Source organism: Paenibacillus sp. FSL R7-0204, from assembly GCF_038002225.1.
Taxonomy (GTDB): Bacteria; Bacillota; Bacilli; order Paenibacillales; family Paenibacillaceae; genus Paenibacillus_AQ.
This window is the reverse complement of sequence record NZ_JBBOCA010000001.1, coordinates 2,715,446-2,732,677: the sequence shown is the minus strand read 5'-3', so window position 1 is coordinate 2,732,677 and position 17,232 is coordinate 2,715,446. Positions and strand designations below refer to the sequence as shown.

The window sequence follows — 17,232 nt, the reverse complement described above, 5'->3', positions numbered from 1 at the left end:
GTCATGATCCTCTCTGATTGGACTCAGACGCTAACTCCAGGATTGCACCGGGCGGGCACGGCACAGCCTCACCGCCGAATCCGGCGAAGCTTACCGCTTCGTTGTTGCCCGGCGCCGCCGTAACCGTGATCTCTTCGCGGCCAATCCGCAGCCGGAAGCTGCCTCCGCGCAGGATTACCGGCAGCTCAATGGAACTCCAGGTCTCCGGCAGAGACGGCTTAAGGGTGACGGTCAGGCCATCAAATCGCACACCCGCGAAGCCAAGAACCACAGCCATCCATGCTCCTCCATTTGCAGCGGGATGCGTCCCGCCAATATAGAGGTCACCGACATACTGCTTCGATTCACCGGTTAGATCTACGGTGGCAGTACGCATGAAATACGGATATCCCCAATCCGGCAAGCCGATATCCGCAGCGACCAGAGCGTAGATGCACGCGCTTAGGCTTGAGCCATGCTCGGTTCGCGGCTCATAGAATTCCCAGTTGGCCTGCTTCACTTCCTTGCTGTATCTATCCCGGAACTGGTGCAACATCAGCACCACATCGGCCTGCTTCAGGATTCTTGTGGCTGCAGCCAGCCCATTGCCTCCGCCCCAGTACTCATTCGGGTGAATGACCCGTGCCTTCAGCTCAGCCAGAGACACATCCTCCAGTTGCAGATAACGGTCAAATTGTTCAATCACCAGCGTATCCGGGTCCGGCTGCGGGACGTAGAGCTGTGCCAGCATTGCTGTGAATTCATCCAGGAACGGCCCATCCGCATAAGATTCAACAAGACTGTTATATACGGCCGGATATTTATCCTGCAACCGTTCTGCTGTCTGCAAGGCAATCTTCAGTGTCTCCTGAACCGTAGCGCTCGTAAATGCGTTATTATTCACCCGCTCATGGTATTCATCCGGTCCGGTTACATCCAGCAGCTCATAACGCTGCTTCACAGGATTATAGTAAGCATAGGAATAGAAGAAACGCGCACATTCCCAGATGACCTCCGCCCCGCCGTCCGCCAGGATACTATCATCTCCAGTGAAGGTCACGTACTGCCAGAGTCCATGCACGACATCTGCACTGATATGAATCTGCTTATCGCGGAAATAGGTCCGCATGGGCCTTCCGGTAAAAACATCGTTCACATTGAACAGGGTGCAGGCATCATCCCCCGTATCCTGGCTCTCCCAGGCATAAAAAGCCCCCAAATATCCATACTCCGAAGCCTTCCGCCGCGCACCATCCAGCGTGTGGATGCGGTACATCATCAGATTGCGGGCAATCCCAGGATCACTGTGCAGGAAAAAAGGCAGCATGAACATCTCCGTATCCCAGAATACTGCGCCCTTATAGACTTGCCCGGACAAGCCGCGCGCGGGAATTGAGACCTTCTCCGACTTCGTCGGTGCAATGATCAGCAGCTGATACATACTGTACCGCAACGCGAACTGCGCCTCTTCATCGCCTTCAATGACACAATCGCTGCGTGACCATCGCTCCGCCCACTTGCGCCGGTGAGCCTCCAGCAGTCCGGCATATCCTGTAGCGGCAGCCGCCTGGACGGTCTGCACCGCCCGCTCATCAGGTCCGTCTTCTGCAGGATCGCCTTCGCCATCCAGACCGGTGAACACGGCTGCATATTTGCACCATGTATAAGTCTCACCTGCCTTAGCTTCTATAGAAATATGGCGCAGTGCGGTTCCTCCATCCAGCTCGATAACACCGTCAACCCGCTTCGCCTGTTCAGCCGTACCGAACGTTATAAGCTCCGCCACCGCCACCTGCTGCCCCAGCTCCCCGGTAACTGCTGTTGACAGCAGCACCCCGCCGGCAGAGCTGCTCTGCTGCTCGAGCAGATGGGGACCGTTGATATCCCACACCGCGCCATCGATACCTGTAGTAATCTCTATCCGGTAATCGGCGTTGCTGTGCAGGGTCCATCTGGCGGCGAGCAGATGGAGCTGATCCATGCTGGTGAACCGCTCGGCGGTCAGGGTCAGCTTCCCGCCTCCCGGGATGCTGAACGTTGTCTCCCGCCGGTGGATAGCTGAGCGGAGATCCAGGCTCTGAGTATGAGCCAATGGTTCGGTATCCAACACATTTAGCTTGCAGCCGTTAGCGCTGACTACCGTATACAGCCCGTTCGGGGCATTCACCGGCTCGCGCCATTTGTCGCCCGCCCGGTCATATACTCCGGCTAGCGTAACCGCCGCAAGCTGCTCCTTCCCGAACTCCTCAAGGACTCCCCGGAAGCCCATATAGCCATTGCCGGTCATAAATTTGTTGCCGTTCGCCATAATCCGCCCAGGCTCGAAGCTGCGCTCACTTACCGTCCAGTCCATCACACAGTCATCCCTTCAGCGAGAGGAAGCTCGATTCCTGCTTTATCTACGGTCACCCGCTGATCATAGATCAGCACCTCTGTGCTTCCGCCATTGACTGCTCTGAAGGAAACCGACTCTGCATTTACCGTAATACCCAGCAGTACGCCCCTGCACATCACCTGGAAGCTGTAAGCGGTCCACTTCTGCGGCAGCACCGGCCGGAAGGACAGACAATCTCCATCCGAGCGCATCCCCCCGAAGCCGTAGACGATGTTCATCCACGCTGCGGCGATCGATGTGGTGTGCAGCCCTTCCCGGGTATTGCGGTTATAGTTGTCCAGATCCAGGCGCATGGCGAACTCGAAGAACCGGTACGCTTCCTCCGATTTGCCCAGCTCACTGGCCAGAATCGAGTGAATCGACGGCGAGAGCGAGGACTCATGAATACATCTCGGTTCATAATATTCATAATTCGCCAGCTTGGTCTCGCGGGAGAACTGCCCGTTGTACAGGAACATGAACATCAGCACATCCGGCTGCTTGATCATATCGTAACGGTACAGCCGGTCATAAGACCAGTTGGCATAGAGCGGGAACTCGGACACCGGAATCGAATGAATATCCAGGTGCGGCATATCGAAGAAGCCGTCATGCTCCTCATAAAGGCCGCTGCCCGGATCAAACGGGATTTTCATATGCGCTCGCTTGTGGTCCCAGTCATCCAGTTCCTCGTCGCGGAGCGCAGTAGCCGCTATAACCGCCGCATATTCCTCCGGCGTCTCCGCCTTCATTAGGGCTACCGTTTCGAGCGTATATTCGAATAACTTCTGGGCCATCAGATTGATGTAACAGTTATTGTTAACCATCAGCTGGAATTCGTCCGGCCCCATCACGCCGAAATATCCGTATTCCCCGGTGCGTTGACCCCACTGGCCGCGGGATGCGTAGAAACGGCTGATCTGTATCAGCATCTCGGCGCCTTTGCTGTAGAGGAATTCCAGGTCGCCGGTGTTCTTCACATAATGCCAGATGCCGTAGGCGACCGCTGTCCCGACATGAAGCTGCAGGTTGGAGTGCTGCCACAGGTCACAGCTCTCTGTTCCGTCTATTGTGGCAATCGGATAAAAAGCCCCCTCGCAATCCACCTCCTGCCCGCGCTGCAGCGCCTCCGGCAACGTCTTGTAGCGGAATTCCAGCAGACTGCGGGCCGCCTTGGGATTATTAAACAGATAGAACGGCAGGCAATAAGACTCCGTATCCCAAAAGGCAAGGCCACGGTAGGCTTCGCCCGTCAGCCCTTTGGCACCGATATTATATCCGGGATGATCCCCGTGATAGGTCTGATACAGCTGAAAAATACAAAAACGGATGCCCTGCTGATTCTCCGGGTCACCCTCAATCCGGATATCACTGGTTGCCCAGATACTGCTCCAATAGGCGGCCTGGTCGGCAAGCACCTCTTCCTCCGCCAGCCGGTCCGCCGCTGCTGCAAGCTCCATGCCTTCGGCCCAGAGACCGTCTGCTGTGTGTGCAGCCCCGCTGCCCGTCACATTGACCACAAGCTTTGTGAAGGATGCCTGCTCTCCCTCAGAGAGATTCAGAGAGAATTGCCGCCCGGTATAGCCGTCCTCTTCCACAAGCTCCGTATGCAGCAGCGCCTGCGAAGACTTCAGGACAAAGCCCGAGAACAGCTGATTTCCGGTTGTCAGCGTGCTGGCCATAATGGCTGTAACCGCCCCTTCCCCGCCGCGCTGCTGCTCTTTCCACATGCTCTGGCCGTGTTCCTCATGGATCATGCCGAAGTCAAGGCCAGTACGAATATCCACCTTTCCCGAGAAATTAAGCGGCGTGAAAGTGATTTGCTGCATCCCCAGATGGGACAGAGTCATACTTACCAGCCGCGTGAAGCAGAGCTTCAGCTTTTTCCCGTCCGCCAGCAGCCAGATGAACTCCCGTGTATAGGTTCCTGTCCGGAAATCCAGTCTGCGCGTATACGCCTCTATGCGGGAGTGCGCCAGATCCAGGGGTTCACCGTCCACCGAGATCCGGGTATGCAGCCAGTCCACGGCATTGACCATGTAGCGCAGCGACCGGATAATGCCCTTATAATGATTGCCAACCTTCATCTGCTCATTCAGCCCGTTGAAATAGCTGCCCGGCAAGGAATCCCCGCTGTAGCCCTCGTCCGCATACCCCCGCACTCCCATATACTCATTGCCCAGTGAAAAAATCGATTCTGAAGTCCGGTTTCGTTCCGGATCAAAGCCCTCTTCAATAATTGCCCATGGATCGACCTTCAGATATGGATCTGCTACCTTTGCCATCTTGGAACTCTCCTTCGCTAAGAGAATACTCGGCCCGGCCTGCCGCTCTACACGGAGGTTCGGACGCTCAGTTTCAGATTATCTCTAACCCCGCACAGGACCAAGGTCAGCTCGTAAGCGAGTTATGTGCATTTGTACGGATCATATGGAATACGGACGACAAACGCAAAAAAGCCGCTCCCCCTCTGCATCTATCCAGAACAGGTGGCAACTGATATAATATCCAGTAAAACATGTTAAAAAGCCTATCATACGTCTAAAAAAGTAACCAATCTCACACAAATGAAGTGAAAATTATCACAATGTAAAAAATTCGACACTTTTAGTGGCAAAATAATTACCCATAATGAGGAATTTCAAGGTATAATTAATTTAAAATTTACTGAAAAACTGAGGGAATAAAGGGGATGTCGATTATGATAAAGGAACATTATAATGTTATCGAAGCCCGCGGCAATACAAACTGTTTCTCCGAGCAGAATTTTAACCGCCTGTTGGTCACGATGAAGGAACGTGTTGTCCCTGAAGGATCACACCTGTTCTGGGAAGGCGATTTCTCGGATAAACTGTTTTATATCAAGCGCGGACGTGTGAAATTAACCAAATCTACAGACGAAGGCAAAGAACTGATTCTCTATATGTATCAGGCCGGCGACATGGTAGGTCAGGCTGACCCGTTCTTCAGCACGAAGCACAGCTTCACGGCCGAGGTCATTGAAGAGAGTGAAGTTGGCGTGATCGAGCAGAAGGATCTGGAGATTCTGATCTGCCAGCACTGTGACTTCGCTATCGACTTCATGAAGTGGATGGGCATTCATCACCGTCTCACACAGACGAAATTCCGCGATCTGATGATGTACGGTAAACCGGGCGCACTCTGCTCCACACTGATCCGTCTTGGCAACACTTATGGTGAGAAGACTGGAGACAGCATTCTGATCAACAAAAAAATCACGCATACAGATCTGTCCAACATGATTGGCGCTACCCGTGAGAGCGTTAACCGGATGCTAAGTGATCTGCGCAAAAAAGATGCAGTGGAGTATGAGAATGGTATGATTGTCATCAAGGATCTGGCGATGCTTCAGGAAATCTGCCACTGCGAATTATGTCCCAATGAAATTTGCCGAATATAATTTCATATCAATAATACCCTCTATTCACCTCATTGAAACATATCTGACCCAATAAATTTATAGAGTGGTCAAGGCGCCCTGTCCGGCGTCTTTTTTTCTTGTCTGCCGATGAATTCACCGCACTAGCGGCACATCCTATGTGCCTTTTACTTCCCAATCATCATAATATTCTGGTGTTACAGGCAGCTCCTCACCCCTTAGGAACTTTGCAGCATATACGGCTAGCGGAGAAGCTGAATCGAGTGTTATTCTAGTGATATCCACCCACTCCGCCCCGCAGGAATCCTGTTCTTCGAACATTGAAATGGCAACAGGACCTTCTTCCCCGGTCAATTCAACCTGATACAAGGCTGCCAAATGATGCATTTGCGTAAAGTGATCTTCGTTATGCCGGATAAAGAAATCGATGGTACCCAAGTTTTGTTGCACCTTTACTGTATAACCAGTCTCTTCAATAAACTCTCTGATCAAGCCGTCAACCAGTGCTTCACCAGTCTCCAGTCTTCCCCCCGGCAGATCGTATCTTCCGCTATACGGGCCTCTTCCTTTATGGATCACCAGCAGCCTGCCGTCACGCTGACAAATTCCATATACGCCAAAATGGTTAAAGCTTGCCATCGCAGCCCTCTCCTCCGTTCATTTTCTAAATAGATCACTTTTATCAGTAAGCTATACCTACACGGGATCTTATGAAATCGCCAGCATCAATTTGACTATAAGTAAATTCTGCTGTATCCGCTACAGATATTTCAGTACCGCCTCCGGGCAAAATATCTCGTCTCACACGATAGGTCCCTATGCGTTCTCCTTCCAGCAGAGCGGTTGGGCACACAATGGTCCATTTCAGAGTCGATCGCTCCAGCAAGCGATAGGCTTGTTCATGTTCTTCTGCAGCACGGGTTGACCTGCGTTTAGATTCGCTGGATTGGTAACGCAGGAGTTCCGGGGAAAGCTCACTTTGAAGAATGCCCGCAGTTCCTACGGTAATAATGCGCTCTATCCCTTCCTCATACATGGCTCCGATGATAAAAGGCATACTGTCTGTAAGCGTGGTTGTCCCATCGGTGTTCAATGCACTAATAACTACATCCTTTCCATTCACTGCCCGGGCAACATCTTCTTGATTAAGAACATTACCTTGGAGGATCGTCAGGTTGGCATGGAGCGGCTGAACCTTCTCCGGGTTACGGACCAACACTGTAACATGATGTCCATCCTGAAGAGCATGGGTAACAATGTGGCTCCCCACCCGGCCAGTGGCACCAAGAATCAATATATTCATATGAAATAACCTCCTGAAGTGTATTATAGCAGGGATTCAGCGGCAAAAAAGCCCCACAGCCATGTAGCAGCTGTGGGGCTTGATATTGGATCTAACTTGCTTTCTTAGTCTGAGGAGGAGCAGATACTTTACGCGGAGTACGCACTGGTGAGATTAGCCAGTAAGCCATTCCGACAAAGACACCGCCGCCGATGATGTTGCCGAGTGTAACGGGAATCATATTGTGGAACCAGCCGGCGATGCTCACTGTCTCTGGATGATTCGGCAGCAGCACGGCTACGCTGAGCAGCGTCATGTTCGCTACACTGTGTTCATAACCGCTCGCGATGAAGGCGAACAGACACCACCAGATCAGGACCAGCTTCGCCGCTTCACTCTTGGCGCGGGAGGACATCCATAGTGCCAGGCAGACCAGCCAGTTACAGAGGATGCCGCGGAAGAACAGCTCTGAGAACGGCAGGCTCATTTTTTTGGCGGCAGCTGCAAAGATCAGATGCTCGGCAGGTGCTGCCTTGAAGAGGCCCGATCCCTGAATCAGCAGCGCCAGCACCACAGCACCGGCCACATTGCCGAGGAATACCAGGACCCAGTTCTTCACCGTGTCCCAGACTGTAGTTCTCCCGGCAAGCGTGCTCACTGTGAAGAACATATTATTACCTGTAAACAGCTCTGAGCCTGCGAATACAACCAAGGTCAAGGCAATCCCGAAGGATGCTCCCATAATCAGCGGCTGGAACGGTGACTTAATCGCCGCCAGCGGTGCCCCCAGTGAGAAGATCAGAATAATACCAATACCCACATATGCTCCTGCCAGGAGGGCCGCCAAAAAATATTTGGGCAGGCTCTCATTCATTTTGTCGCGTTTCCCTACGGCTGTCTCAACGATATTCTCTACGCTCTGCGTAAACATATCCGCACCTGCTCTTCCTTTAATTTAGGGTTGTTACTGCCGCAGGCAGAGTGACCTTAACAACTCCGCCCTCTACGGTAACTGGATAGACTTCTGCCTGCCCCCGGTCCGGTGCCTGAACCTCTCCGGTGCGAAGGTCGATCTTCCAGTCATGCAACGGATCATATAAATAATAGCCTGATACGATTCCTTCCGCGAGCGGACCGCCCTTCGGGTGGGGACTGTGGTTGCGGACCGCATAAACTGCGCCGTCCGATGTGCGGAATATCGCTAATTCAACCTCTCCTGCATGAACTACCCGGCCGATCTGCAGCATGAAATCTTCCACTGTACCTATCGTACATTCCCGATTGCTCCGTTCCATTATGCTCTCTCCCTCTCCCTTTAGACTATACCTGTGTCTCTTCGAACAGCGCAGTACGGGTGTTTTTGTCATCCAGCATTTTTTTCCAAGGATCACTCACCTGGGCCAGGGCAAAGTCAATACGTGCCGCAAGCTCTTTACGGTTGTCGTCATTACCCATAACCACAGTCTGGATATGCTCAAGACCCATACGCTCTACCCATTCGGAGGTTCTCTCCAGGTAATTGCCGGTCTCACGGTAGTACTGGATAACAGCGGAGCAGACCTCAACCAGTTCCTCGTCGGTCTTCACCTTGCAGAAGGCATCTGCGATGCGCGGCTTAATCCCGCCGTTACCGCCGATGAACACTTCCCAGCCGCCGTCATTGCCGACAATCCCGATATCCTTCGTACAGGATTCTGCACAGTTACGCGGACAGCCGTTAACCGCCATCTTGAACTTGGCCGGCATATCCAGCCGCTCATATTTACGCTCAAGCATAGCACCCATGCCCATGGAATCCTGTGTGCCGAAGCGGCAGAACTGCGAACCCACGCAAGTTTTTACCGTACGCAGCGACTTCGCATAACCATAGCCGGACGGCATATCCAGCTCCTCCCACACCTTAGGTACATCTTCTTTTTTGACACCGATCAGGTCAAGACGTTGTCCGCCCGTTACCTTCACAACCTTCACATCATACTTCAGGGACACATCAGCAATCCGCTTCAAATCCTCAGGTGTGGTCACCCCGCCATACATCCGCGGTATAACTGTATAAGTTCCGTCCTTCTGAATATTGGCGCTCATCCGTTCATTGACGAACCGGGATTCCTTCTCGTCCTCGTGTGTGTCCGGATAGATCATCCCCAGATAATAGTTCACTGCCGGGCGGCATTTGGAACAGCCTTCTGCCTGTTTCCAGTCCAGGACATTCATCACTTCCTTGGTGGTCCGAAGGCCTTTTGCCGTAATCTCGGCTACGATCTCATCCCTACCAAGCGAGGTGCAGCTGCAGATTCCCTGCTTGGCGCCCTGTTGGAAGCTGTCTCCGAGAACGAATTGCAGAATTTGCTCCACCACTGGCTTACAGCCGCCGCAGGAGCGGGTTGCCCCCGTGCAGGCTTTGATCTCATCCACGGTAGTGAAGCCGTTCTCCGTAACAGCATCTACAATCGCTTTTTTCGTTACGCCGTTGCAGCCGCAGACGATCTCTTCATCGGCCATTGCTTCGACAGACATGCCTTTCTTGGCTCCGCCTCCGCCGCAGCAGCTTGTACCCATAACCTCATCATAGATTTCATTGGTCATCTCTGTGCTGTTTTTCACAAGCTTCTGCAGGTTGGCAGATTCCGTTACATCACCGAACAGAACGGCACCGACAATCACATTATCCTTAAGTAAAATCTTCTTGTAGGTTCGCTTCCATTCATCCTTGGCAGAAATGACGGTATGCTCCGGCGTTTCGGTGAATTCACCAGCGGAGAATACATCTACCCCGGAAATTTTGAGCTTGGTTGCTACAACTGAACCTTCATAGCCCGGAGTCTGAACACCGGACAGATGCTTGGCGAGAACCATGCCCTGCTCGAATAGCGGTGCAACGAGTCCGTAGCAGGTACCCCGGTGCTCTGTACATTCGCCGACAGAATACACATCTGACATAGAAGTCTGCATATAATCGTCAACTACGATCCCGCGGTTAACGGTAATTCCGCTGTCCTTCGCAAGCTGCACATTCGGCTTGATTCCAACAGCCATCACGACAAACTCTGCCGGCAGCTCACTGCCGTCACTGAAGCGCAGACCGGTAACCCGTTCTTCGCCGGTCAGTTCAACCGTCTGCTTGCCCATGGCGAATTTCACACCTTGACGCGTAAGCTCTGCCTGCAGCATTGAAGAAGCGGTACGGTCCAGCTGACGCTCCATCAGATCCTCCAGCAGATGCACAACAGTAACATCCATGCCCAGATTGACCAGGCCCTTCGCCGCTTCCAGACCCAGCAGTCCTCCGCCGATAACAGCCGCCGTGCGGTACTGCTTCGCCGCTTCCAGCATCGCATCGCAGTCCGCGATATCGCGGAAGCCGACTACCCCATCCTTAGTGCTGCCGGGTACGGGTAGAATGAAAGAATTCGAGCCTGTTGCAATAATTGCTTTATCGTAAGGAACCGCCAGTCCATTATCGGTCAATATTAGTTTGTTCTGTTCATCGATCCGGGTAACCGTTGTGCCGGTATGCAGTGTAATATGATTATCTTCATACCACCCGAGATCGTTGAGAATGATGTCTTCAATCGTTTTGCTGCCTTCAAGTACATAGGACAACATAATCCGGTTATAGTTGGGATGCGGCTCACTGCCGAAGACAGTAATATCATAAGCGCCGCCCAGCTTCAGAATTTGCTCAATAGTGCCTACTCCCGCCATGCCATTCCCAATCAGCACTAACTTTTCTCTTTCCGCTGCCACTGGTAGACCCTCCTTCAGTAACTCTGATTTCTTCAATAACTTTATCTGATAGGGAAATTATACTGTCCCCCATTCCGTGGCAAGTGTGACCACAGTCACATCTTATGTGAATTTTTTCACACAAGTGGAAATGACTTCTCCGTCCTTATATAGGACAACTTCTGGCGTGAAGCTTAGAGATTTATTATTCAAAAAAAAGGATACCCATGCATTTTCGCACAGATATCCGTTCATCGGGTACACAAACTCACTCATCTACTCCATTCACTTATTTCAGTACCAGAGAGATCTCCAGCTTGTCCTGCGGTCTGAGCTTCATGTCCACTCCATTGCCGAGCAGCCCTTTGTCGTTGACCTTCAGTCTCCATTCCTCGCTGCTGAGCGGGGTATACTCCATCACAGTAAGAACGGTACGGTTATCTTCGGCAAGCCGGACCATACCGCTGTTCTGGAGCAGTCCCTTGACGGACATATCCTGCATAAAAGTAAGCACATGCGAATGTGTCAGCTCCGGCTGCTCGCTCCCCCCGTTCACAGTGATGATGACAGGCTGAAACATCTTTCCGGTTCCGGCAGGCCCTGCTGACATCGTAATGGCCGAACCCGGTTCCAGGGTTGTATTCAGCTCTTGAACCTTCTTGCCGTTCACCTGAATCTCCCAGCTCATATCCTCACCCAGAGAGACTTTATTCACCTCAAGAATACTAGTTCCATCCGCTGAAAATGTAACAACACCGCTCTTCCTGAACAGCTCTATTATTGAATTCCCAGGCACGTAAGCTTCGTTAAGCAATCTGGCCGAGCTTCCGGCCATTTCACTGTCACCCACCTTGACTGAAAAGGTTAATCCCTGGCCTCCGTTACTGCTGCCGCCATTCCCTGATCCCAAGCCGCAACCGCTTGCCGCGGCCAGCAAGAGAAGGCACAGCATGAAGCGCATCCATTTCGTGGACATTCCACGGCACCGCCTTCATATGTATTTTCCCAGACTCTTTAAGGATAACGCATAGAGGAAGGGTTCTCAAATCATTTCTGCCGGTATAAAAAGCAAAAAGCCCCCGAAGGGACTTTTCCATTGCAGCAGGTCCTATTGATAACGCAGGAACAGAATGTTGTTCTCCAGATGCACGTGCTCGAACGTCATGCCTTCCAGTTCTTCAAGACGGGCATAGGTCAGGCGATAAGTCGTGCAGGCATGTGCGGGCGGTGTGTAGTCATTAGTAACTCTGCGCAGCTCGCGCAGGATCTCTCCGGCCCCGTCATGCTCGGCTTCCAGATTATGCAGCAGTCCGCGCAGCTCAGCAAATCCTTCTTCGGTCGGGTTCTGAGTGTAGGCCAGCATCTTAGGGAATTCACTCTCTTCTTCCTTCGCCGTATGCTGCAGCAGCTCTTCACGCAACATATTGAACAGACGGTGCATCTCTCCGAGGTGCGGTGAATCCTCACCGTGAACGCGGAACACCTTGGTTACATTTTGACTGATTAGCGGAAGCTCTTCACGCAGGTAACGGTGATGCTTGTTCACAATATAATCCACCAGCTCCTCTGACGAAGCCTCGTTCCAGGCGGTATCCTCTTCCAGCACCGGATGCTGCTCTTGCAGCTTGTTCAGCTCCTGCACCATTGCTGCCGGGTCAAGACCCTTCTCGGCAGCGGCTTCAGCCAGCGGCTTTGCGCCTCCGCAGCAGAAATCGATCCGCTGTGCTTTGAAATAATCTGCTGCTTTGGGGAATTGCAGAACAATATCTCTGACCATTGCTTCCGGGGTGAACCCGGGATGAATTGTTGTATCGTTTAATTGATTGGACGCCATGTTGGCCCCTCCTCAGGTTAAGATGTAGGTTTGTGCTTCTTTTCACTTCTACACCTTATCACTGGCTTTAGGCAAAACTTGTGATTGTACGCACTGAATATAACAAATTTTAATGAACGAAAAATCCAGTTCTCTAAATGTTAAATATACTAGACATTTTGTTTTATATATTTTACAATATGCGTGAGGTGAGGGAATGGGGAAAAACTTAAGGCTCAAAGCCTCCAGAGCGGCAAAAGACATGTCGCAAAAACAGCTCGCAGATGCCGTGGGGGTCACAAGGCAGACGATTATCGCGATTGAGAACGGTGATTACAACCCCACCCTGAGGCTGTGCATTGACATTTGTGTAACACTTGGGAAGACGCTGGATCAACTATTTTGGGAGGGAACGAAGGATGAGCAGAACGAACCTGGATGAGAGACAACTGCAGAAGCGGCACAAGGCGGGGAATCAGGCATTTCTTTTGATGGCATTCTTATTGTTGGCAGACATGGGACTGCAAAACTATGGAATGAAGTGGCTGGAGTATCCGCTTAGCAATTACACGATTTTCATGCTGGGTGTGGGTTCCTATCTGGTACGGCTAATCTGGAGCGGTTCATATGTGGGACCGGGCAGCGGGCAGAGCGGAGCGATAGGGAGAAGCATTGGGGGTGCAATTCTGGCCATAGTGGTGGCGGCCTGTATCCTTATCGTTACCTTCGTGAATCCAACCGCCGCCCAATCAGCAGCTGACAGCGGTGCGAACGGGAAGGTGATTCTGATCATTTCTGTTACGGCAGGACTGGTCATCTTAAGCACCGTGTACTTGATCCGGCGGAGGAATAACCGGGCGGAGTAGAGTGGCTTCTGATGCTGTGAGTGACTAGAAGTAGAAATAGAGGAGGAGCGGAACGATCGCCTTTGTGTTTGGATTTCTACCGCGAAGAGCGGTTTGGAAATCCAAACACAACAGCGGCCGGAAGTCCAAATGTTCACCGCAGCGACGACCTGGCTTCAAGTTCAACTCTTTTTTTCGAGCTTCACCTTCTCTATCGAACCGTCGCTTGCATATAAGTCCTCTTGCCCTGCGCATCCTTCAGATAGGGGCCAAGTCCGGCGAACCGTGAATGATCCACATATACACCCGTCATCCATCTGCCTTCGGTCAGGCCGCCATTCCACTGCAGCACCAGATCGGGAGCAGAGATCCATTCCTGATACACTCTGATGTTCTTGTCCTTATATTCTTTGGCTGGCTTGTTCAATTCGCTCAGCGGTGCCGGAGTCAGATAGGTTGGCACGAAGTATACAGAGATTAGCTCCATATCCTCCTCACTCAGAAAAGCCTCCTCCCCCAAGTAAGGCTGAAGCAGCCGGGTGTTCTCATACATAGACCAGATTACAGCTTGAAGTACCATGCTCTGGCTAATTCCATTATGAAAAGTAAAACGGCGCTGAGCATTTGAGCCACTTCCTTCCTTTGCCGTTACAGGCTCCAGACAATGCCGTTCACAGCCGATGCATTTCCAGCCGGACGGGCCTTGAATCCATTTCTGAAACACACTCCCGCTGTCATTGTCCCCTTTATATAGAGAAGAAATGATCTCATAAGGCACGCCGATCCATGCATCCCACAGAGAATCCGGGAGATGGTTATGAAGCATGAACAACACCTTGTCATAGATCAGCTGTACTTTAATCGAAGCAGTCTCCAGTTCGGCGACATCCTTTTTTCCATAGGTTATTTCCCGGGAAAACAAGGTGATGGTCATGGTCCTCGCCTCCTAAAAGTTGTGTGAGCCCTCCGCTTCCTTCCATCAGCATCGTCCAAAACACATCCCGTAAGCATCCGTCCTGCCACATAACCCTAGGCTTTTCCTACTTTTGTTAACGCTTCCACACATCTGCAATATTTAGTATGTACTATTATATTACACAGGTAGGGCCTAAGTGCAAGGTTTATTTGGGCAAAATTTGCATAAACAAGCAGAACAGCATATGAAAAGCCCCTTACCCGGATCCCGGGCAAGAGGCTGTCATCAAATATATATTGCGGTACTGCTACTCCACCCAGCTCTCGGCCCAGGACTGGATTTGCTGCATGACCGGCTCAAGCGCACGGCCCTTCACTGTTAATTCATACTCAATGCGCACCGGTGTCTCCGGGTACACATGACGTACCAGAATGCCCTCGCATTCCAGATCCTTCATGCGCTCGGACAGCATCTTATCGCTCATTGACGGAATCAGTCCGGAAATATCCTTGAACCGCTTGGGGCCGCTCATCAAGGTCTGAATAATGAGTCCGTTCCAACGCTTGCCCAGAAACGAAAAAGCCGTCTCAAATCTCGGGCACATCGTCAGTTGATGTTCTTCCATGGTTATCACCTCTCACTTATGAAGCTTACAATTAGTTAGTATATATAATTTTACCACATTTATTCTGGAATGAACATCGTTTGTCAAAAAAAAGTTCATTAACCCCAATTATTATATTTACGCTCTCAATCCTTGGTGTCTTCTGCCTTGCGTCTTAGCTGGATAGCCTCTATAACCACATAGGCAAGATCATCGTTGCTATAGAGGGAGAGTACTCCCAGCACCGTATCATCGGAGATGAACCCGGCCTCCTCCACGGATACCGTCAGTGCCAGCGCATTAGCCAGCGCCTGATTGCCCTCCTGCTGCGGATAAGCCTGCAGATACAGGGCATGCGGGTCCAGCCTGTTATTCACACACCACTGGGCAAATACGAGAATCATCATTTCCTCGTCCCGCTTATAGCTCTCGATGATCCGCTCTTCCATCGACTTGTTGTCGTAATCCTCCATGTTGTTCTCCTCTCTGCTGCGAATCTGACCGCTCAGCGGCTTAGTCTTGCTGCTAATTCATGGCTCGGCAATACGGCCGAAGCGGAAATACCGCATTGCTCCGGTGTCGCTATATTGCTGAGATAATGTCTGACCGCGCCGCTGAAGCCCCTGCGCTCCAGTACTGTATCCCAGCTGCCGAAGTTCTGAGTGCGCGGCAACGAGCCCTGCTCATATAATATAACCCGTTCCATGTCGGTCACCTCAACCGATCTGCCATGTCCATGCAGCTCCAGCTTCTCCAGATCGGCCCCGGCATCCCGAACCATGCTGTAATGGCCGGTGGTCCCGTTCTCCCAGCCAAGCATTCCCGAGGCGTGCAGAAGCCGCCCCTCCGCATCCGCCTTCAGGCTGCTGTGCAGCAGCTCATAATCCCCGCCGGACAGCCAGAGCAGCAGATCCAGCATATGAATTAGGTCATCATGGATCGTCTCATGGCTGCTGCCCTGCTGCAGCTTCGTACGATGTTTGACTGCGGTGGATTGGCTGATGCCTCCGGCCTTATGCAGCCATGATTTGGCGGCGGCATACATCGGGGCATAGCGGCGGTTGAAGCCCACTCCCAGCAGCAGTCCCTTGTTCTCAGCAAGCTCTGCCATCCGGCGGGATTCCTCCAGATCATAGGAGAGCGGCTTGTCCACATACACGGACACCCCATGCTCCAGGCAAGAGGTTACCAGCTCATAGTGCGTAGTTGTAGGACTATGTATGAACACAGCATCCAGATCCCAGGACAGCAGCTCCGTAAGCTCGGTTGTGCCCCGCTGAAGGCGATAAGCCTGGACTGCCCGCTCGACCGTAGCAGAGGCATGGCTGAGCACACCCACCACCTCGGCCTGATCATGCCGGGAGAGCAGCGGCAAATAGACTTTACGGGCAATATCGCCAATGCCGATCAGTGCCACTCTTTTGCGGACAGGTAGTTTCATTAACAGCATCTCCCTTACATATTGGGGGAATTTCTATTCCCTTATAAATGTATTATACCGTGACATGCTGCGGGAACAATGATCTTTGCTTCAATAATTGCTTTAATTGCTTTTTTTTCAGTATGATGAAATGGATGGAGTAAAGAAGGGGCATAGTATAATGAGAAAATGGCTAACAATTATTCTGTATGTTTCGTGCATAATCCTCGCGTTTATCTACAGGTATGAACTCTTGGCCTGGCTTAGAGAGGATCATCCTTTGTATTTGTCCATGCTCGCAGCCACAGTGCTGGCCTTGTTTCCGGTCCTGCCCTATAAGCTGATTATCGGTCTGTTCGGGTATGCTTATGGAAGCTTCGCAGGAGCGTTAATCTGCTGGAGTGCTACCACAATAGCGGCAGCCCTTGTCTATGGAGTCGTTGCATCCATGTTCCGGAGCAAATCTATGGCCTATCTAAGCAGTATTTCGGCGCTGGACAGATTTGTGTCCGCTGTGGAGCAGCGTCCCTTTGCATCCGTAGTGATTGCCCGGCTGGCACCGTTTATCCCGCAGATGGCTGTGAATATCTATGCCGGTGCCGCCGGACTGCCTTTCTGGAGCTATCTTGGAGCCACCGCACTTGGCAAAATCCCCGGCATCGCCCTCTACGCCTTCCTCGGAGGACAGATGTTCCAGCATCCGCGAAGTGCAGCTGTAGCTATAATCGTGTATATTGCCGTACTGGCTGTAGCCGGATTATCCATGCGCCGCCGTCCTTCTGCGGGCCGCTAACGCTTCAAGAATATCAGGTATGCTGGCAGTAAGCCTCTATTTGATTTATAATTAAATTGTGATCTATTTAATTGCATTCT

General features: G+C 51.8%; 17 protein-coding genes. 4 read left to right on the top strand and 13 right to left on the bottom strand.

Translation table 11 applies throughout. The features are described 5' to 3' along the window. Position 1: 1 nt before the first annotated feature. The gene (locus MKX42_RS11990; RefSeq protein ID WP_340752702.1) at positions 2-2,332 is read right to left on the bottom strand and encodes a glycosyl hydrolase family 65 protein; all 2,331 of its coding nucleotides are present in this window, start codon (positions 2,330-2,332) and stop codon (positions 2-4) included. Then, positions 2,332-4,638 carry a glycoside hydrolase family 65 protein gene (locus MKX42_RS11985; protein WP_340752701.1) on the bottom strand — a complete coding sequence of 769 codons (2,307 nt, stop codon included), beginning with the start codon at positions 4,636-4,638 and terminating at the stop codon, positions 2,332-2,334. The genes MKX42_RS11990 and MKX42_RS11985 overlap by 1 nt, the downstream gene beginning before the upstream one ends. 416 nt (positions 4,639-5,054) lie before the next feature. Between MKX42_RS11985 and MKX42_RS11980 the strand changes: the two genes are divergently transcribed. Beyond that, a complete protein-coding gene (locus MKX42_RS11980) occupies positions 5,055-5,774 on the top strand; it encodes a Crp/Fnr family transcriptional regulator (protein WP_405115098.1) in 720 nt (239 codons plus the stop codon). Between the two features lie 135 nt (positions 5,775-5,909). Here the strand turns inward: MKX42_RS11980 and MKX42_RS11975 are convergent, their stop codons facing one another. From MKX42_RS11975 to ric, 7 genes are all read right to left on the bottom strand, one after another. Continuing rightward, complete coding sequence (locus tag MKX42_RS11975; RefSeq protein WP_340752700.1) at positions 5,910-6,392, bottom strand: NUDIX hydrolase; 483 nt, start codon at positions 6,390-6,392, stop codon at positions 5,910-5,912. 43 nt (positions 6,393-6,435) lie between these two features. Continuing rightward, positions 6,436-7,080: an NAD(P)-dependent oxidoreductase gene (locus MKX42_RS11970; protein ID WP_340757674.1), complete on the bottom strand. Its 645-nt coding sequence runs from the start codon at positions 7,078-7,080 to the stop codon at positions 6,436-6,438. Positions 7,081-7,147: 67 nt separating this feature from the next. Next, a complete protein-coding gene (locus tag MKX42_RS11965; RefSeq protein ID WP_340752699.1) occupies positions 7,148-7,966 on the bottom strand; it encodes a formate/nitrite transporter family protein in 819 nt (272 codons plus the stop codon). A gap of 19 nt (positions 7,967-7,985) precedes the next feature. Continuing rightward, entirely contained in the window at positions 7,986-8,330 is a 345-nt protein-coding gene (gene nirD / locus MKX42_RS11960; RefSeq protein WP_340752698.1) for a nitrite reductase small subunit NirD, read from the bottom strand. A gap of 25 nt (positions 8,331-8,355) precedes the next feature. Continuing rightward, positions 8,356-10,782 carry a nitrite reductase large subunit NirB gene (gene nirB, locus MKX42_RS11955; RefSeq protein WP_340752697.1) on the bottom strand — a complete coding sequence of 809 codons (2,427 nt, stop codon included), beginning with the start codon at positions 10,780-10,782 and terminating at the stop codon, positions 8,356-8,358. Between the two features lie 268 nt (positions 10,783-11,050). Further along, complete coding sequence (locus tag MKX42_RS11950) at positions 11,051-11,737, bottom strand: hypothetical protein (RefSeq protein WP_340752696.1); 687 nt, start codon at positions 11,735-11,737, stop codon at positions 11,051-11,053. Positions 11,738-11,869: 132 nt separating this feature from the next. After that, entirely contained in the window at positions 11,870-12,565 is a 696-nt protein-coding gene (gene ric / locus MKX42_RS11945) for an iron-sulfur cluster repair di-iron protein (protein ID WP_340757673.1), read from the bottom strand. 226 nt (positions 12,566-12,791) lie between these two features. Here ric and MKX42_RS11940 point away from each other — a divergent pair, with 226 nt between their 5' ends. Both MKX42_RS11940 and MKX42_RS11935 read left to right on the top strand, forming a co-directional pair. Then, complete coding sequence (locus tag MKX42_RS11940) at positions 12,792-13,016, top strand: helix-turn-helix transcriptional regulator (RefSeq protein WP_036698494.1); 225 nt, start codon at positions 12,792-12,794, stop codon at positions 13,014-13,016. After that, positions 12,994-13,440: a DUF6773 family protein gene (locus tag MKX42_RS11935; protein WP_340752695.1), complete on the top strand. Its 447-nt coding sequence runs from the start codon at positions 12,994-12,996 to the stop codon at positions 13,438-13,440. The genes MKX42_RS11940 and MKX42_RS11935 overlap by 23 nt, the downstream gene beginning before the upstream one ends. A gap of 190 nt (positions 13,441-13,630) precedes the next feature. Here MKX42_RS11935 and MKX42_RS11930 read toward each other — a convergent pair whose 3' ends face one another. From MKX42_RS11930 to MKX42_RS11915, 4 genes are all read right to left on the bottom strand, one after another. Continuing rightward, positions 13,631-14,353, bottom strand: a complete 723-nt coding sequence (locus tag MKX42_RS11930; RefSeq protein ID WP_340752694.1) for a hypothetical protein — start codon at positions 14,351-14,353, stop codon at positions 13,631-13,633. Positions 14,354-14,642: 289 nt separating this feature from the next. Beyond that, on the bottom strand, positions 14,643-14,960 hold the full coding sequence (locus MKX42_RS11925) for a winged helix-turn-helix transcriptional regulator (RefSeq protein WP_036698497.1): 318 nt from the start codon (positions 14,958-14,960) through the stop codon (positions 14,643-14,645). 125 nt (positions 14,961-15,085) lie between these two features. Beyond that, positions 15,086-15,412 carry a hypothetical protein gene (locus MKX42_RS11920; RefSeq protein ID WP_340752693.1) on the bottom strand — a complete coding sequence of 109 codons (327 nt, stop codon included), beginning with the start codon at positions 15,410-15,412 and terminating at the stop codon, positions 15,086-15,088. A gap of 32 nt (positions 15,413-15,444) precedes the next feature. Next, positions 15,445-16,380 carry a Gfo/Idh/MocA family protein gene (locus MKX42_RS11915; RefSeq protein ID WP_340752692.1) on the bottom strand — a complete coding sequence of 312 codons (936 nt, stop codon included), beginning with the start codon at positions 16,378-16,380 and terminating at the stop codon, positions 15,445-15,447. Positions 16,381-16,540: 160 nt separating this feature from the next. On the opposite strand from MKX42_RS11915, the gene MKX42_RS11910 reads away from it, so the two are divergent. Continuing rightward, a complete protein-coding gene (locus MKX42_RS11910; protein WP_340752691.1) occupies positions 16,541-17,152 on the top strand; it encodes a TVP38/TMEM64 family protein in 612 nt (203 codons plus the stop codon). The last annotated feature ends 80 nt before the right edge of the window (positions 17,153-17,232 follow it).

Bases quoted from the DNA above. Each gene is read 5' to 3' on its own strand.
- MKX42_RS11990 (WP_340752702.1), bottom strand. From the start codon at position 2,332: ATGGACTGGACGGTAAGTGAGCGCAGCTTCGAGCCTGGGCGGATTATG.
- MKX42_RS11985 (WP_340752701.1), bottom strand. From the start codon at position 4,638: ATGGCAAAGGTAGCAGATCCATATCTGAAGGTCGATCCATGGGCAATT.
- MKX42_RS11980 (WP_405115098.1), top strand. From the start codon at position 5,055: ATGATAAAGGAACATTATAATGTTATCGAAGCCCGCGGCAATACAAAC.
- MKX42_RS11975 (WP_340752700.1), bottom strand. From the start codon at position 6,392: ATGGCAAGCTTTAACCATTTTGGCGTATATGGAATTTGTCAGCGTGAC.
- MKX42_RS11965 (WP_340752699.1), bottom strand. From the start codon at position 7,966: ATGTTTACGCAGAGCGTAGAGAATATCGTTGAGACAGCCGTAGGGAAA.
- nirD (WP_340752698.1), bottom strand. From the start codon at position 8,330: ATGGAACGGAGCAATCGGGAATGTACGATAGGTACAGTGGAAGATTTC.
- MKX42_RS11950 (WP_340752696.1), bottom strand. From the start codon at position 11,737: ATGTCCACGAAATGGATGCGCTTCATGCTGTGCCTTCTCTTGCTGGCC.
- MKX42_RS11940 (WP_036698494.1), top strand. From the start codon at position 12,792: ATGGGGAAAAACTTAAGGCTCAAAGCCTCCAGAGCGGCAAAAGACATG.
- MKX42_RS11935 (WP_340752695.1), top strand. From the start codon at position 12,994: ATGAGCAGAACGAACCTGGATGAGAGACAACTGCAGAAGCGGCACAAG.
- MKX42_RS11930 (WP_340752694.1), bottom strand. From the start codon at position 14,353: ATGACCATCACCTTGTTTTCCCGGGAAATAACCTATGGAAAAAAGGAT.
- MKX42_RS11925 (WP_036698497.1), bottom strand. From the start codon at position 14,960: ATGGAAGAACATCAACTGACGATGTGCCCGAGATTTGAGACGGCTTTT.
- MKX42_RS11920 (WP_340752693.1), bottom strand. From the start codon at position 15,412: ATGGAGGATTACGACAACAAGTCGATGGAAGAGCGGATCATCGAGAGC.
- MKX42_RS11915 (WP_340752692.1), bottom strand. From the start codon at position 16,380: ATGAAACTACCTGTCCGCAAAAGAGTGGCACTGATCGGCATTGGCGAT.
- MKX42_RS11910 (WP_340752691.1), top strand. From the start codon at position 16,541: ATGAGAAAATGGCTAACAATTATTCTGTATGTTTCGTGCATAATCCTC.